The 15824-nt window shown below is 70.3% G+C and carries 16 protein-coding genes and 1 riboswitch; of the genes, 8 read left to right on the forward strand and 8 right to left on the reverse strand.

The window, feature by feature from the left end; genetic code table 11:
• Positions 1-209 precede the first annotated feature (209 nt).
• On the forward strand, positions 210-530 hold the full coding sequence (locus GBZ26_RS03170; protein ID WP_174437558.1) for a hypothetical protein: 321 nt from the start codon (positions 210-212) through the stop codon (positions 528-530).
• A gap of 22 nt (positions 531-552) precedes the next feature.
• On the opposite strand, the gene GBZ26_RS03175 is transcribed toward GBZ26_RS03170, so the two are convergent.
• Positions 553-1089 (reverse strand): hypothetical protein, encoded by a 537-nt coding sequence (locus tag GBZ26_RS03175; protein WP_174437559.1) that lies wholly within the window; start codon positions 1087-1089, stop codon positions 553-555.
• Positions 1090-1256: 167 nt separating this feature from the next.
• On the opposite strand from GBZ26_RS03175, the gene mutS reads away from it, so the two are divergent.
• On the forward strand, positions 1257-3926 hold the full coding sequence (gene mutS / locus GBZ26_RS03180) for a DNA mismatch repair protein MutS (protein WP_246653677.1): 2670 nt from the start codon (positions 1257-1259) through the stop codon (positions 3924-3926).
• A 199-nt stretch (positions 3927-4125) separates the two neighbouring features.
• Here the strand turns inward: mutS and GBZ26_RS03185 are convergent, their stop codons facing one another.
• Both GBZ26_RS03185 and GBZ26_RS03190 read right to left on the reverse strand, forming a co-directional pair.
• Complete coding sequence (locus GBZ26_RS03185; RefSeq protein ID WP_174437560.1) at positions 4126-4323, reverse strand: hypothetical protein; 198 nt, start codon at positions 4321-4323, stop codon at positions 4126-4128.
• Positions 4324-4400: 77 nt separating this feature from the next.
• Positions 4401-4913, reverse strand: a complete 513-nt coding sequence (locus GBZ26_RS03190; RefSeq protein WP_174437561.1) for an STAS domain-containing protein — start codon at positions 4911-4913, stop codon at positions 4401-4403.
• 127 nt (positions 4914-5040) lie between these two features.
• Positions 5041-5120: riboswitch (SAM riboswitch) on the forward strand.
• Between the two features lie 76 nt (positions 5121-5196).
• Between GBZ26_RS03190 and metZ the strand changes: the two genes are divergently transcribed.
• Both metZ and GBZ26_RS03200 read left to right on the forward strand, forming a co-directional pair.
• Positions 5197-6405 carry an O-succinylhomoserine sulfhydrylase gene (gene metZ, locus GBZ26_RS03195; protein WP_174437562.1) on the forward strand — a complete coding sequence of 403 codons (1209 nt, stop codon included), beginning with the start codon at positions 5197-5199 and terminating at the stop codon, positions 6403-6405.
• Between the two features lie 112 nt (positions 6406-6517).
• Positions 6518-7033 carry a phasin family protein gene (locus tag GBZ26_RS03200; RefSeq protein ID WP_149165461.1) on the forward strand — a complete coding sequence of 172 codons (516 nt, stop codon included), beginning with the start codon at positions 6518-6520 and terminating at the stop codon, positions 7031-7033.
• An 88-nt stretch (positions 7034-7121) separates the two neighbouring features.
• Here GBZ26_RS03200 and GBZ26_RS03205 read toward each other — a convergent pair whose 3' ends face one another.
• On the reverse strand, positions 7122-8312 hold the full coding sequence (locus tag GBZ26_RS03205; RefSeq protein WP_174437563.1) for a penicillin-binding protein activator: 1191 nt from the start codon (positions 8310-8312) through the stop codon (positions 7122-7124).
• Here GBZ26_RS03205 and rsmI point away from each other — a divergent pair.
• Genes rsmI through gshB form a run of 4 tightly spaced genes read left to right on the forward strand, consistent with a single transcriptional unit; the run spans position 8306 to position 11471 of the window.
• Positions 8306-9247, forward strand: coding sequence for a 16S rRNA (cytidine(1402)-2'-O)-methyltransferase (gene rsmI, locus GBZ26_RS03210; protein ID WP_425514913.1), 942 nt, complete (start codon positions 8306-8308; stop codon positions 9245-9247). The two genes, GBZ26_RS03205 and rsmI, sit on opposite strands and share 7 nt — an antisense overlap.
• On the forward strand, positions 9244-9612 hold the full coding sequence (locus GBZ26_RS03215) for a YraN family protein (protein ID WP_114861151.1): 369 nt from the start codon (positions 9244-9246) through the stop codon (positions 9610-9612). Before rsmI ends, GBZ26_RS03215 begins: the two co-directional genes overlap by 4 nt.
• Positions 9613-9645: 33 nt before the next feature.
• Positions 9646-10479: a transglutaminase family protein gene (locus GBZ26_RS03220; protein ID WP_174437565.1), complete on the forward strand. Its 834-nt coding sequence runs from the start codon at positions 9646-9648 to the stop codon at positions 10477-10479.
• Positions 10480-10514: 35 nt separating this feature from the next.
• Entirely contained in the window at positions 10515-11471 is a 957-nt protein-coding gene (gshB, locus tag GBZ26_RS03225; protein WP_174437566.1) for a glutathione synthase, read from the forward strand.
• A 27-nt stretch (positions 11472-11498) separates the two neighbouring features.
• Here gshB and GBZ26_RS03230 read toward each other — a convergent pair whose 3' ends face one another.
• The 4 genes from GBZ26_RS03230 to rdgB form a co-directional block, all read right to left on the reverse strand.
• Complete coding sequence (locus GBZ26_RS03230) at positions 11499-12005, reverse strand: dihydrofolate reductase (RefSeq protein WP_174437567.1); 507 nt, start codon at positions 12003-12005, stop codon at positions 11499-11501.
• Between the two features lie 32 nt (positions 12006-12037).
• The gene (locus GBZ26_RS03235) at positions 12038-13729 is read right to left on the reverse strand and encodes a methyl-accepting chemotaxis protein (RefSeq protein WP_174437568.1); all 1692 of its coding nucleotides are present in this window, start codon (positions 13727-13729) and stop codon (positions 12038-12040) included.
• Positions 13730-13917: 188 nt separating this feature from the next.
• Positions 13918-15084 carry a radical SAM family heme chaperone HemW gene (gene hemW, locus GBZ26_RS03240; RefSeq protein WP_174437569.1) on the reverse strand — a complete coding sequence of 389 codons (1167 nt, stop codon included), beginning with the start codon at positions 15082-15084 and terminating at the stop codon, positions 13918-13920.
• Complete coding sequence (rdgB, locus tag GBZ26_RS03245; protein ID WP_174437570.1) at positions 15072-15674, reverse strand: RdgB/HAM1 family non-canonical purine NTP pyrophosphatase; 603 nt, start codon at positions 15672-15674, stop codon at positions 15072-15074. The genes hemW and rdgB overlap by 13 nt, the downstream gene beginning before the upstream one ends.
• Positions 15675-15824 lie beyond the last annotated feature (150 nt).

Consider the following 15824-nt stretch of genomic DNA (forward strand, 5'->3'; position numbering starts at 1 on the left):
GGGGGGTGCGACGAACCGTGCGGCGTCCCGACTATAACGGGAAAGAGGATAATTCGCACGCGGCACACCAAAAGAGGCTGCCGTCTGTTTCCTGCATGATCCCGTTGGGAGCGCCGCAATGACGGCAATGCTGTGATGGCCGTCACTGACGCGCTCCATTCCAAAGAGGTAAGGAGTCGTCCGTGAGACACGCGCGAGGGAGGCCATTGATGATCCCGAACCCCGGAACGGCACGGCGGGAGCTGGCGAACCTCGGGAACGCCCTGACCCTGGCGGAGCGCGGCCTGCCGCGTCACACCCCGGCCGAGCTGATGGCCTGGCTGGTGCATGCCCTGGCGCTGTGCCCCGGCTCCATCGGCGACGCGCTTCTGTTCGAAATCTGCGGCACCGCCACCGACGCCGGGGCCTCCGACGCCGTCAAGATCGCCCAGATCCGCAAGGGCTGGGCCGCGGTGGTGCGGGCGCAGTTCCGCCGGCGCGGCCTGACCGTCGTCGGCGGCGGAGGCGAGAGGCGCGCCTGCGCCGCCTGACGGACGGCCTTTTCTTCTCGGTTTACTCCGCGCGCACCGACAGGTGGATGTTGGCGCCGCCGTTGCCTTCGAGGATCTCGGCGGCCTCAACCTCGTCCTCCACCTCGGCGGTGTTCACCCACAGGATGACGCCGCCGGCCTCCAGCGCACGGCCGAACTCGTCCGTGTCGGGGTGGCTGGTCAGCTCGTCCAGGTAATCCTTGATGGCGACGCCGCCCAGGCCGGCGGCGACGATGGCCGCCAGCGGGGCGGCGATGGGGCCGCCGACGATGGCGAGAAGCCCGGCTGTGGTCAGGGGGAAGGCGTATTTCAGCTCGCCCACCAGACCGGTCAGCGCCTCGTCCGACGGGGCCTGCGGGCGCTGGTCGGCGGCCTCCAGCGAGGTGTGGCTGGCCAGCACCGACAGGTCGTCGCGGTCGAAGCCGGCGTCCAGAAGGGCGGCCACGGCCTTGTCGAACGCCTCGCGGGTCTTGAACAGGGCGACGACCTCGCGCACCTCCCGGACGGTGTCCTGGCCGTCCGTGGTCCGGCCATCTGTGTTCTCGGGCGCTTGCGTCACGGCGGTCTCCTTCAGCTTCGGCTTGCTCGTTCTACGGGCATCGAACAGTCTAACGAAGCGGTCATCGCGGCACCAGCGCGGGCGTGCTAGGGTGCCGGCCCGACCTTGCCCGACACAACGCAACCGGTTGAAGACCCGTGTCCGACGCGCCCGCCGCCATTTCGCCCATGACCATTCCCCCCGACGCCACCCCGATGATGGCGCAGTATCTGGAGATCAAGCAGGCCCATCCCGACTGCCTGCTGTTCTACCGGATGGGCGATTTCTACGAGATGTTCTTCGAGGACGCGGTGAACGCCGCCCGGACGCTGGACATCGCGCTGACCAAGCGCGGCCAGCATCTGGGGGAGGACATCCCGATGTGCGGCGTCCCGGTCCACAGCCATGAATCCTACCTGCAGCGCCTGATCCGCCAGGGCTTCCGCGTCGCCATCTGCGAGCAGATGGAGGACCCGGCGGAGGCCAAGAAGCGCGGCAGCAAGTCGGTGGTGAAGCGCGGCGTCATCCGCATCGTCACCCCCGGCACGCTGACCGAGGACAGCCTGCTCGACTCCCGCGCCTCCAACTGGCTGGCCGCGGTGGCGGAGGCGGCGGGCGGCCTCGGGCTGGCCTGGCTGGAGCTGTCCACCGGCGAGCTGGTCGTGCAGCCGGTGGAGCGCGCCGGTTTGGGCGCCGCGCTCGGCCGCCTCGACCCGCAGGAGGTGCTGGTTTCCGAGAAGCTGTGCCAGAGCCCCGACCTCTACGAGCTGTGGGGCGAATGGAAGTCCCGCCTGACCGTGCAGCCGACCCCGCGTTTCGACAGCGAGAACGGTCGGCAGCGGCTGCTCACCCTCTACGGAGTCGGCACGCTGGACGCCTACGGTCCGTTCTCGCGCGCCGAGGTGGCGGCGGCCGGCGCCCTGGTCGCCTATGTGGAGCTGACGCAGAAGGGCCGCGTGCCGCGCCTGTCGCCGCCGCGCCGGCTCGGCCCCGGCGCCGTCATGGAGATCGACGCGGCAACCCGCCGCAACCTGGAGCTGACCCGCACCCTGACCGGCGACCGGCGCGGCAGCCTGCTCGCCACCATCGACCGCACGGTGACCGGGGCGGGGGCGCGCCTGCTCGCCGCCCAGCTCTCCGCGCCGCTGACCAACCCCGCGGCCATCGCCAAGCGGCTGGACATGGTCGAATTCGCGCTGAACGAGGAGCGGCTGCGCGCTGATCTGCGCGAGGCGCTGCGCCGCTGCCCGGACCTGGAGCGCGCGCTGTCCCGCCTGACGCTGGGGCGCGGCGGCCCGCGCGATCTGGCGGCGGTGCGCGACGGTCTCGCCCAGGCCTCGGCCATCCGCCTGCTGCTCAACGGCCATCCCGGCGGCCCGCTGCCTGACGGGCTGGGCGCCGTGGCCAAGGGGCTGGGCGAGCACAGCGAGTTGGTCCAGCAATTGACCCAGGCGCTGGCGCCGGAATTGCCGCTGCTTGCCCGCGACGGCGGCTTCATCGCGCGCGACTATTCCTACGCGCTCGACGAGCTGGTGACGCTGCGCGACGAGAGCCGGCGGCTGATCGCCGGGCTTCAGGTCAAATACGCCGGCATCGCCGGGGTGCCGGCGCTGAAGATCAAGCACAACAACGTGCTGGGCTATCACATCGAGGTGACGGCGACCCACGCGGACAAGCTGATGTCCGAGAAGGGGCGCGAGGTCTTCATGCACCGCCAGACCATGGCGAACGCCGTGCGCTTCGGCACGGTCGAGCTGTCGGACCTGGAGCGCCGCATCTCCGAGGCTGCCGACAAGGCCCTGGCCGTGGAGCTGGAACTGTTCAACGACCTCGTGGAGGAGGTGACCAGCCGCGCCGAGGCCATCGCCCAGGCCGCCCACGCGCTGGCCGCGCTCGACGTCGCCGCCTCGCTGGCCGAGCTGGCGGTGGAGCGGCGCTACCGCCGGCCGGTGGTGGACGGCAGCCTCGCCTTCTCGATCAAGGGCGGGCGGCATCCGGTGGTGGAGGCGGTGCTCGACGCCGGCAACGCCGGGCCGTTCGTGGCCAACGACTGCGACCTCGCCCCGGACAACCGGCTGTGGCTGCTGACCGGCCCGAACATGGCGGGTAAATCGACCTTCCTGCGTCAGAACGCGCTGATCGCCGTGCTGGCCCAGATGGGCAGTTTCGTGCCGGCGGAGAGCGCGCACATCGGGGTGGTGGACCGGCTCTACAGCCGCGTCGGTGCCGCCGACGATCTGGCGCGCGGCCGTTCGACCTTCATGGTGGAGATGGTGGAGACGGCGGCCATCCTGAACCAGTCCGGCGACCGCGCGCTGGTCATCCTGGACGAGATCGGGCGCGGCACCGCGACCTTCGACGGCCTGTCCATCGCCTGGGCCTGCGTGGAGCATCTGCACGACGTCAACCGCTGCCGCGCGCTGTTCGCCACCCACTACCACGAGCTGACCATGCTGGCCGGCAAGCTGCCGGGCCTATCCTGCCACACCATGCGCATCAAGGAATGGCAGGGCGACGTCGTCTTCCTGCACGAGGTGACGGCGGGGGCGGCGGACCGCAGCTACGGCATCCATGTGGCGAAGCTGGCCGGCCTGCCCGGCGCCGTGGTGGGCCGCGCCGAGGAGGTGCTGACCATTCTGGAGTCGGGCGACCAGAACGCCGCCATCCACCGTCTGGCCGAGGATCTGCCTCTGTTCAGTGCCGCCCTGAAGCGCCCGCCGCCCGCCCCGGCGGCGTCCCCCGCGGCCCCGCCGGAACCGTCGCGGGTGGAGGAGGCGCTGAAGTCCATCGACCCCGACAGCCTGACGCCGCGTCAGGCGCTCGATGAGTTGTACCGTCTGCGGGGTCTGCTCTCTTAAACGGGAGTGAGCCTCCCTTTCCTGCCCCGGGAGAGGGAAGGGGCCCGCGCGAAGCGTGGGAAGGGTAAGGTTCACCGCCGAGAATCAGTGCCATGATCCTTGCTGGCACCCTCACCCGCCCGCTGCGCGGGCACCCTCTCCCGGGGCGGGAGAGGGATCGGGCATCAAATGCGATGGCGTTCAATCCCACCAGTCAGGATCACGCCCGTTCCACCGCGTCCTCGTCCAACGGGGCGCCGCGGTCACGGATGGGGGTGACATGACGTTGTGCAGCGGGGCGTTGCGCGTGGCGCAGCTTCTCCTCCACCGCCTCGTTCACGAACTGGTCGAGCGAGCGGCCCTCCCGCTCGGCGGCCTTCGACGCTTCGGATTCCAGCGACTTGTGCAGATGAACCATTCGGTGCCTCCCCCAACGCGGAACGGACTCTGTCCGATGCTTCAGATGGGAAGCCCGCGCCCGCGCTGCGAGCCGCCCTACCCGGAAGCGCCGTCCCGATCGGAAACGTCCGGCGGGGCACTCGCGGGTGGCAGGAGCGGCTTGGCGTGCAGCGCGCGGGCGGCGACGGCCATCGGGTCCTCGCCCGGCGCGCAGGGATGGGTGGCGGCCAGAAGGGCTTCGGGCACGCTGGCGGCGATGTAGTCGGCCACCGTCTCGTGCACCGGGATGATCATGGCGATGCGGGTGAGGTCCACCACCCTGCGCACCTGCCCGGACGCGCAGAGCAGGGACAGCGCCTTGCCCGCCGACAGGGCCTCGCCGTTCATCACCAGCAGCAGGCCGACGCCGGCGCTGTCGATGAATTCCAGTCCGGTCAGGTCGAGGAGGTGGCGGCGCTCCGGTCCGTCCTTCACGTCGGCGATGGCCTGCCGCACCGGGCCGGCGTCCTGGCTGGTGAAGCGCCCGGTGAACACCAGACGGGTGAAGTGCCGCTCCTGCTCCTTGCGATACTGCACGGTCCGCACCCCTTCCTGACGTCCGGAGGCCATGATCCGGTCCGGGCCTTCGCCGGGCAAGCGGGCGGCGGCCTGCGGTCCTGCGCGATGTTGACGCAGGCCGCCCTCTTTTTGTCACGGCCTCCTTGTCCCTTGACGCCGCGTCGCGGCGGTCCTACAAGCGAGGGCACGTGGTGATTTGGTCGACCGGCTTGCGGGCCACGTAAAACAACCCGCTAAAAAGGTCCGAGCCGCGTCCGCGCCTCGACCCGATCGGTCGGGGCGTTTTTTGTTGTGCCGGTCTGCCCCGCCGGCGGACAGAGGAGACACAGCGGCCATGGCGCGCACCGATCATCGCAATCCGAACGTCGCGGGGCTTCGCCCGCGTTCCCGTCTGGTCCATGGCGGCGTCCGCCGCTCGTCCTTCGACGAGACCTGCGAGGCACTCTACCAGACCTCCGGCTTCGTCTACGGCTCGGCGGAGGAGGCGGAGAGCGCCTTCGTCAACGACGGCTCCCGCCACGTCTATTCGCGCTTCCGCAACCCGACCACGGCGATGTTCGAGGACCGGCTGTGCGAGTATGAGGGGGCGGCCTGGGCCTACGCCACGACCAGCGGCATGGCCGCGGTGCACGGCGCCCTGTGGTCGAACCTGCGCACCGGCGACCGCATCGTGGCGCCGCGCTCGCTGTTCATCTCCTGCTACTGGGTGATCAAGGAGCTGTCGGCCCGCTTCGGGGTCGAAGCGGTCTTCGTCGACGGCACCGACCTGTCCCAGTGGGAGGAGGCGCTGGCCAAGCCGACCAAGGTCGTCTTCCTGGAGACGCCCAGCAACCCGGGGCTGGAGGTCGTCGACCTGCGCGCGGTCAGCGCTCTCGCCCACAAGGCCGGGGCCAAGGTGGTGGTCGACAACGCCTTCGCCACGCCGGTGCTGCAGCGCCCGTTCGAGATGGGGGCCGACGTCGTCGTCTATTCGGCGACCAAGCACATCGACGGCCAGGGCCGCTGTCTGGGCGGCATCATCCTGACCAACGACAAGCAGTACGGGTCGGAGGTGATCCACCCCTATCTGCGCCACACCGGCCCGACCATCTCGCCCTTCAACGCCTGGCTGCTGCTGAAGGGGCTGGAGACGCTGGAGCTGCGCGTGTCGGCGCAGAGCGCGGCGGCCCTGACGGTGGCGGAGTTCCTGGAAGGCCACGCGAAGGTGGAGCGGGTGCTGTATCCGGGCCTGCCCAGCCACCCGCAGCACGATCTCGTCCGCAGCCAGATGACCGGCGGCGGCACCATGCTGTCGATCTTCCTGAAGGGCGGCAAGGAGGAGGCCTTCCGCGCCCTGAACGATCTGCGGATGGTGATGATCTCCAACAACCTGGGCGACTCCAAGAGCCTGATCACCCACCCCGACACCACCACCCATTCCAAGCTGACGGTGGAGGAGAAGGCGGCGGCGAACATCCGTCCGAACCTGCTCCGCCTGTCCGTCGGGCTGGAGGACGCCCAGGACATCGTTGAAGATCTCGACCGCGCGCTCGCTTCCCTGTAAAGACTGGACCCGGAACCAAATGCTGCAGTGCAGCGTTGGCGTCCGGGTTACGGTTTTTTCGGCCCGGCCGGGGCTTTTGCTTCCGGTCGGGTCCTTTGGTGAGGTGGAGCGAATGGCGAGACGCAAGGCCGGCAACGGCGAACCGACGCAGCGCTTTCTGACGGTGGCGGGCGATCTGACCCGGACCGGCGTCAAGACGGGTGAGATGGGGGTGGCGGCGGCCCAGACGATCGGCTACCGAACCGCGATGATGGCGGCGGCGATGAACAACCCCATCGACCTCGCCAATCCGGAGTTCGTCCGCATGGGCTCCGAGAAGGTGGAGGCGATGGTGGAGGCCACCCACGCCGTCGCCAAGGGCATCGGGGAAATGCAGCAGGCCTGGATGACCCTGATGCAGGGCCAGCTTCAGGCCGCCATGGTGATGGTGACCGGCCTCGGGCAGTGCCGCAACCCCGCCGATTTGATGGAGCTGCAGCGCCGCACCGTCACCGAGACGGTCGAGGCCGGAATCCACGCCGCGCTCTACATGGTCGAGTCGGCCACGGCCCTGACCCATGCCGGCATGACCCCCGCCTACCGCACCGTCCGCGCCAACGCCCGCCGTCTGGCGAAGCAGCACGGTTAAGTTCGCGGTTCACCGCGACGGCACAAGACACGATCTCTTTCGTGACTTTGCGCCGCCGCGGTTCAACGCTCTTTTCAGCGCTTTGCGGTCACTGCCCCAGCACTTCGAAGCTGGACGGGGCGGGATCGATCACGCGGGGACCGCTGGGGGTGACCTCCAGGACGGCCAGACCGCGTTCCACGACGCCGTCCGCCCGCAGGCGGAAGACGCCGTCCATGCCTTCGAAGCCGTTGGGGTTGTTCAGCGCCGCGCGGTCGAAGCGGCCCGCCGCGTCGGGCATCTTGGCCAGCACCGCGGCGATGGCCGTGGCGTCGTAGGACAGGGTGGCGATGCGCGGCGGCTTGCGCCCGTAGGTCCTTTCGAAACGCGCCTCGAAGTCGGCGCGGCTCTGCGGCGCCGGAGCGGCGAACCAGGCGCCGGCCAGCGCGGGTTCCTGGCCCAGACCGGGCTCGTCCCACAGGCCGGTGCCGAGCAGCTTGACCTGCTGGGTGTTCAGCCCGTTGGCGGCCAGCGCCGACGCTAGGCCCTGGGCGCGCGGCCCGCCTTCGGCCAGCATGACCGCCTGCGGCTGCACACCGGCCTGGGTCACCTGCCGCGCCGGCTGGGCGAGGTCGGTCACCGCCGGGTCGTAGCGCTCGACCTGCGCCACCTGCCCGCCGAACTGGCGCGAGGCCGCCTGCACGGCGTTGACCACGGCGTCGCCATAGGCGGTGCGCGGGGCCAGCGCGACGTAGCGCGTCGCACCGCGCGAGCGGGCGAAGCCGATCACGCGGGTCACCTGATCGGCGGGCACGAAGCCCAGCACATAGGTGCCGTTGCCGGCCTGGGTCCAGTCGTTGGTGAAGGCCAGCACGTCCACGCCTGCGGACTGGGCGACCGGCTTCACCGCCGCCACGTCGGCGGCGAACAGCGGGCCGAGGATCAGGCTCGCCCCCTCGGCGATGGCCTGCCGCGCCGCGTCGGCGGCGCCGGTCGGCGTGCCCTTGGTGTCGCGGGGCAGCAGCTCGAAGCGGTCGCCGGCCAGATCGAACAGCGCCATCTGCGCCGACTCCAGCATGGCCTGCCCGATGGCGGCGCTGGACCCGGACAGCGGCAGCAGGATCGCCACCTTCAAGGTCTGCGGGGCGGCCGGAACGGCGGCGACGGGCGCTTGCGGCGCTTGAGTCGGCGGCGCCGGGGCCTTTACAGTCGAGCAGGCCGAAAGCGTGCCGACAACCAACAGGGCGGCGGCAGCCTGCTGCCCCCAAGCGCGCGAGAAAGGTGTCGTCAAGCGTGCCACCAACGATCTCCACATCCGGTCCGGCGCCCGAGCCCGTTTCCGGGCCCGGCGTCTCTGGTGACGCTGAAGGTAGCGAGCCGAGGGCCGCAAGTAAACTCGGCGCCGGCCTTTATGTGGTCGCCACCCCCATCGGCAACGCCGCCGACATCACGCTGCGCGCGCTCGACACGCTGCGCCGCGCCGATGCCATCGCCTGCGAGGACACGCGGGTGACGGCGAAGCTGATGGGCATCCATGGCATCCACACGCCCTTCGTCTCCTATCATGAACACAACGCGGCAAAGATGCGTCCGGTCCTCATCGGCCGCATGAAAGCGGGCGAATCCATCGCGCTGGTCACCGACGCCGGCACGCCGCTGGTCTCCGACCCCGGCTACAAGCTGGTGCGCGAGTGCGTGGCGGAGGGGGTGGCGGTCACCACGCTGCCCGGCGCCTCCGCCCCGCTGGCGGCGCTGGTGCTGTCCGGCCTGCCGACCGACCGCTTCCTGTTCGCCGGTTTCCTGCCCAACAAGAGCAGCGCGCGGCGCGCCGCCGCCGGGGAGCTGAAGAACGTCCCCGCCACGCTGGTCTTCTTCGAGTCGCCGCAGCGCCTGCCCGAGTCGCTGGCCGACCTCGCCGACATCCTGGGCGCGCGGGAGGCCGCGGTGGCACGCGAGCTGACCAAGCTCTACGAGGAGGTGCGGCGCGGCACCCTGCCGGAGCTGGCCGCCCACTACGCGGAGGCCGGCCCGCCGAAGGGCGAGGTCGTGCTGGTCATCGGTCCGCCCGGCGAGGAGGCCACCCCGACCGAGGCCGATGTCGACGCCCTGCTGCGCGAGGCGCTGACCCGCCTGTCGGTCCGCGACGCCGCCGCCGACGTGGCCGCCCGCACCGGCCAGAACAAGCGGACCGTCTACGCCCGCGCGCTGGAGCTGTCGCGGGAGGGGAAACCATGAGCGCGCCGGGCGCGCTGCGCCGCCGGGCGGAGAATTACGGCCGCTACGCCGAGCAGCTCTGCCGGCTGGCGCTGCGGCTGAAGGGTTACCGCATCCTGGAAAGCCGCCTGCGCACACCCATGGGAGAGATCGACATCGTGGCCCGGCGGGGCGACACTCTGGCGATCGTCGAGGTCAAGGCCCGCGGCGACTGGGACACCGCGAACGAGGCCGTCAACGCCCGCCAGCGGGGCCGCCTCGCCCGCGCCGCCCACGCCTATCTGGGGGCCAACCCGCAGTATGCCGGCTATGTCTTGCGCTTCGACGTCATGCTCGTTACCCCTTGGTCCTGGCCGCGCCACGTCCCGGACGCGTGGCGGGCCTGACGCGAAGGCTGAAGAAGAGGAAGGACTCCGCCCGTGACCAGCCGCGCCGAGGCCCGTGACATCCTGCGCCGCGTGGGGCAGCAGCCGGACGAGCAGATCGATCTGGCCGAAGCCGCCCTGGCGCTGGGCGCGCTGGAGGTGCCGGGCGCCGCGCTGGCCGACTACCGCCGTCACCTCGCCGACATCGCCCACGATCTGGCGGAGCGCGTCTCGCCCACCCTCGACGGGCTGGAGGCCCGCATCTCCTGGCTGCACGAGGTGATCGTGGAGCGGCATGGCTACGCCGGCGACCACGAAACCTACGACGACCTGCAGAACGCCAACCTGCTGCGCGTCATCGACCGCCGCCGCGGCCTGCCGGTGGCGCTGGGCATCCTGTACCTGCACGCCGCCCGCTCGCAGGGCTGGACGATGCTCGGGCTGAACTTCCCCGGCCATTTCCTGGTGCGGCTGGAGGCCGACGGCGCCCGCGCCATCCTCGACCCCTTCAACGAGGGGCAGGTGCGAACCGCCGTGGACCTGCGCGACCTGCTGAAGGCCACCGCCGGCAGCGCCGCGGAGCTGGAGCCCGGCCACTACCAGACCGTGTCCAACCGCGAGATTTTGCTGCGGCTCCAGAACAACATCAAGCTGCGCCACCTCTCCGCCCGCGACGTGCCGCGCGCGCTGGAGGTGCTGGAGGCGATGCGGCTGTTCGCCCCGGCCGAGGCGTCGCTGTGGCGGGAGACCGGCCTTCTGGAGGCCCACAACGGCAACCTCGCCGCCGCCATCGCCGCGCTGGAAAGCTTCCTGGAGCTGACCGCCAGCGAACGGCACCGCCATCAGGTCGCCGCGCTGATCCAGCAGCTCAAGAACCAACTGAACTGACCCCATTTCAAAAGCCCGTTTCGGAGACCCGCAGGATGAGCCTCGCCGTCGCCTTCCAGATGGACCCCATCGAGTCCATCAACATCGATACCGACTCGAGCTTCATGATGGCGCTTGAGGCGCAGAAGCGCGGGCACACGCTCTACCACTACCACCCGCGCGACCTCAGCCTGACCGGCAACGTCCTGACCGCCCGCGTGCGCGAAATGACCGTGGTCCGCAAGAAGGGCGCCCACTACACGCTGGGCGAGCCGCGGACCGTCGACCTGTCGACGATGGACGTGGTGCTGATGCGCCAGGACCCGCCCTTCGACATGGCCTACATCACCGCCACCCACATGCTGGAGCACATCCAGCCCAAGGTGCTGGTGCTGAACGACCCGGCGGAGGTGCGCAACGCGCCGGAGAAGCTGTTCGTCACCCATTTCCCCGACCTGATGCCGCCGACGCTGATCACCAGCGACAAGCAGGCCGTCCTCGACTTCCGGGCGCAGCACAAGGACATCATCGTCAAGCCGCTGTTCGGCAACGGCGGGGCCGGCGTCTTCCACCTGAAGCCGGACGACGAAAACCTGGGCTCGCTGCTGGAGCTGTTCACCCAGCTCTACCGCGAGCCGGTGATCGTGCAGAAGTACCTGCCGGAGATCCGCCAGGGCGACAAGCGCATCATCCTGATCGACGGCGAGCCCGCCGGCGCCGTCAGCCGCATGCCCCAGGAGGGCGAGGCCCGCGCCAACTTCCACGCCGGCGGCAGCGCCAAGAAGACCGAGCTGACCCCGCGCGAGCAGGAGATCTGCAAGGCCATCGGCCCGGTGCTGCGCGCGAAGGGTCTGGTCTTCGTCGGGATCGACGTGATCGGCGACTACATGACCGAGATCAACGTGACCTCGCCCACCGGCATCCAGGAGATCAACCGGCTCGACGGCTCGGCGCTGGAGGCCACCCTGTGGGACGCCATCGAGCGCCGCCAGCGCGAGAACAAGGGGGCCTGAAAACCCTCTCCCGCCTCGGGAGAGCGACTAGACCCCAGCGCTGACGGGGCGCCGTACGAGGTCCAGGTACCGGTAACCCAGACCGTTCTCCGTCAGCAGCGGGCCGCGCTCCGTCTCCACCCACTCCGGCCCCAGCGGCGGCATGACGGTGTCGCCCTCCACATCCCGCTCCACGCGGGTCAGGTGGACGAGGTCGGCGAGCGGCAGGGTCTCGCGGAACAGCTCGGCGCCGCCGATCACGGCGACCTCCGGGACGCCGCGGCCGCGGCACCAGTCCAGCGCCGCGTCGAGGCCGCCGAACCAGCGCGCGCCGTCCCGCTCGCCCGGCGGGACGCTGCGGCTGACCACGAGGTTGTCGCGGCCGGGCAGGGGCTTGCGGGGCAGCGACTCCCAGGTGCGCCGGCCCATCAGGATCGGCTTGTCCATCGTCAGCTCCCGGAAGCGCTTCAGGTCGCCGGGCAGGGACCAGGGCAGGGTGCCGTCGCGGCCGATCACGCCGTTGCGCGCCGCGGCCACCACCAGACTGATGCGCATCCCAACCCCTTTCCCGGACGGTTCACCCCACCTTACGCCGCGCGGAGCTGCTGAAGGAAGCCCCCGACCTCGCGGTGCAGCGTGTCGAGCTGGTGGCCGAGCTGGCGCGACATCTCCAGCACGTCGCGGGCGGTGGCGCCGCTCCGGGTCGCGGCACCGGTGACGCCGCTGATGTTGGCCGACACCTCCTGCGTGCCGCCAGCCGCCTCCTGGACGTTGCGGCTGATCTCGCGGGTCGCCGCCCCCTGCTCCTCGACCGCGGAGGCGATGGAGGTGGCGATCTCGTTCACCCGCAGGATCACCTGGGTCACGCCCTGGATCTCGCCGACCGCGTCGCCGGTCACGGACTGGATGTTGGCGACCTGGGCGGCGATCTCCTCGGTGGCCTTGGCGGTCTGGTTGGCCAGCGCCTTGACCTCGCTCGCCACCACGGCGAAGCCCTTGCCGGCCTCGCCGGCGCGGGCCGCCTCGATGGTGGCGTTGAGCGCCAGCAGGTTGGTCTGGCTGGCGATGTCGTTGATGAGCTGGACCACCGCGCCGATCTTCTGCACCGCCTCGGCCAGCCCGCCGACCTTGCCGTTGGCCCGCCCGCTGAGGGTCACCGCCTCACCCGCGATGCGCGACGACTCGGCGACCTGACGGCTGATCTCCTGGATCGAGCCGGCCAGTTCCTCCGACGCGGCGGCCACGGTCTGCACGTTGGCGGAGGTCTGCTCGGTCGCTGCGGCGACCGAGGTCGCCAGCTCGTCGGTCTGGGCGGCGGCGCGGTTCATCTCGGCCGCGCGCTCCTCCATGGTCGCCGCCGCGTCGGAGACGGTGCGGACGACGGCGCCGATGCTCTGCTCGAAGCTGGCGGCCAGCGCCAGCATGGCGCGGCGCTTCTCCTCCCCGGCGCGCTGGGCCGAGGCGGCCTGCTCGGCCTCCAGCCGCTGCTTGTCGCGGGCGTTGGTCTGGAAGACCAGCACGGCCTTGGCCATGGCGCCGATTTCGTCGCCGCGCTCCGCCTCGGGAAAGCGGGTGGACAGGTCGCCATCGGCCAGCGAGCGCATCTTGGCGCCCAGCCCGCGCAGCACCCGGCTGATGTCGTTGCCGACCCAGGCGATCAGGCCGACGGCCGGCACCGCCAGCGCCAGGATGACGAAGGCCAGCGTCCGCAGCTGGTCCAGGAAGGTGGCCCGGATGTCGTCGATGAAGATGCCGGTGCCGATGAAGATGTTCCACGGTTCGAAGCCGCGGACATAGCCCAGCTTCACCGCCAGATCGCTGCCGCCGACCGTGCGCGGCCAGTCGTATTCCAGCAGGCCGTCGCCGGTGGCGCGGACCATGCGGATGAACTCCACGATCATGTGGACGCCGTTGGCCGACTTCAGCGGCTTGACGTCGGCGCCGATCAGCTTGGCGTTGACGTGGGCGAAGCCGTAGCCGTCCATGGTGTGGGCGAAGAGATATTCCTTGCCGCCGGCGTAGCGGATGCCGGCCACCGCCGCCTTGAAGCGCGCCTGCGCCTCCTCGCGGGTGATCCTGCCCGCGGCGGCGTCCCCCTCCAGCGTGGTGGCCAGGGTGACCCCGGTCTCGACGATGCTGTGCAGCGTCTCCAGACGATCGGCGTGCATTCGGCTGTAATTGAGATAAAGGCCGGCACCGGCGATGGCGAAGGATGCGACCGAAGCCGCGACGACGAGCGCCCACAGCTTGGCCCGAATGGAAAGCTTCGTGAGGGTCATGGGATGTCTGCCTGAAACTGTCTGCCCTGTCCCGCGTCCCGGCAAGCGGCGGTTGCTTGCCCTTGTCTTTGCCGGGACTCCAAGAATGATTGACAGTCACAGGAAAATCATAAACGGACGTATAAGAATGCGGCGCTCGCCGGGGACTGGGCGCCTTTGTCACACCACGTTTGCGGGTATTCGTAGGGTCAGGCCAGAAGAGTCCCCAGCACGGCGTTCAACCGCTGCCGCCCCTCATGCGTGGCGCGCAACGTGTCCTTGCCGACCTCCAGGAAGCCGCCGGCCACCAGACGCTCCAGCGCCGCGGGCTCGACCAGCCCGTCGAGGTCGCGGCCGGTCTCCTCGACCAGCCGGGCGCGGGCCACCCCCTCACGCAGGCGCAGCCCCATCATCAGCAGCTCCGACCCGCGCGACTCGCGGGCAACCGGCTCGGGCGTGGCGGCGCCGTGGCCGTCGCGCTCCACCCGCTCCAGCCAGATCTCCGGGGCGCGGTGGGCGCGGGTGGCGAATTTCTCGCCGTCCAAGGTCAGCCGGCCGTGGGCGCCGGGACCGACGCCGACGTAATCGCCGTAGCGCCAGTAGGTCAGGTTGTGGCGGCTTTCCTCGCCGGGGCGGGCGTGGTTGGAAATCTCGTAGGCGGGCAGCCCGGCGCGGTCGAGCAGGCTCTGCGTCGCCTCGTAGAGGTCGCCGGCCAGATCCTCGTCGGGCAGCACCAGATCGCCCCGCGCGTGCAGGGGGAAGAAGGCCGTGCCCTCCTCGATGGTCAACTGGTAGACCGACAGATGGCCGACCGCATGGTCGAGCGCTTGGGTCAGCTCCGCCTCCCACGCCGCGACGGACTGGCCGGGGCGGGCGTAGATCAGGTCGAAGCTGAAGCGGGGGAAGGTCCGGGCGGCCAGCGCGATGGCGCCGGTCGCCTCGGCCGCGCTGTGCTGGCGGCCGAGGAATTTCAGCGCGGCGTCGTCCAGCGCCTGGATGCCCATCGACAGGCGGTTGACCCCGGCGGCGCGGAAGGCGCGGAACTTGTCGGCCTCGACCGAGGTCGGGTTGGCCTCCAGCGACACTTCCAAATCGCTGCCGACCGTCCAACGGGCGGCGATGCGCTCCAGCACGGCGCCGACCGTCGCCGGCTCCATCAGCGACGGCGTGCCGCCCCCGAAGAAGACCGAGGTGACCCGGCGGCCGGGCGTTGCGTCCGCGTAATGATCCAGCTCCCGCACCAGCGCGGCGCGCCAGCGGTCATGCTCGACCCGGTCGCGGACGTGGCTGTTGAAGTCGCAGTACGGGCACTTCGCCTTGCAGAAGGGCCAGTGGATGTAGATCCCGAAGCCAGGATCAGGAGTCACTTGAAGCATCGCTCCACAAGCTGGCGGAAGGCGTCGGCCCGGTGGCTCATCTCATGCTTCCTGGCCGGGTCCATCTCGCCGAAGGTGATGTCGTAACCGTCCGGCATGAACATCGGATCGTAACCGAAACCATGCGCGCCGCGCGGCGGCCAGACCAGCGTGCCGGGGCAGCGGCCCTCGACCGTCTCGACATGGCCGTCCGGCCAGGCCAGCGACAGGGCGCAGACGAACCAGGCGCGGCGGTCGGTCTGGCCCTTCAGCCCGTCCTCGACCTTGCCCATGGCCATCTGGAAGTCCTTCTCCGGCCCGGCCCAGCGGGCGGAGTAGATGCCGGGGTCGCCGTTCAGCGCCGGCACCACCATCCCGCTGTCGTCGGCCAGCGCGACATGCCCCGCCTTGGCGGCGGCCAGGGCCTTCAGCTCGGCGTTCGCGACGAAGCTGGTCCCCGTCTCCTCCGGCTCCGGCAGGCCAAGCTCGCCCGCGGACACGAAGGAGGCGGCGTAGGGACCGAGCAGCGCCGCGATCTCGCGGACCTTGCCCTTGTTGTGGCTGGCGATCACCAGCGTGCCGCCCGTGAAGCGGCGGGGAGGCGTGGTCATGGGAGTTCCTTCTGTCACAAACCTTTGCCCCCACCCCCGGCTCTTTTACACAACTGACGCTGCCGGCGCTCCACTCCTTTGTAAGCTCTGCTGGTCCGCCGCATCTGCAAACAAAACACAGAACCGACGACATCCCTGTGGGATCACGTG

The sequence above is a fragment of the Azospirillum formosense genome (assembly GCF_013340925.1).
Taxonomy (GTDB): Bacteria; Pseudomonadota; Alphaproteobacteria; order Azospirillales; family Azospirillaceae; genus Azospirillum; species Azospirillum formosense.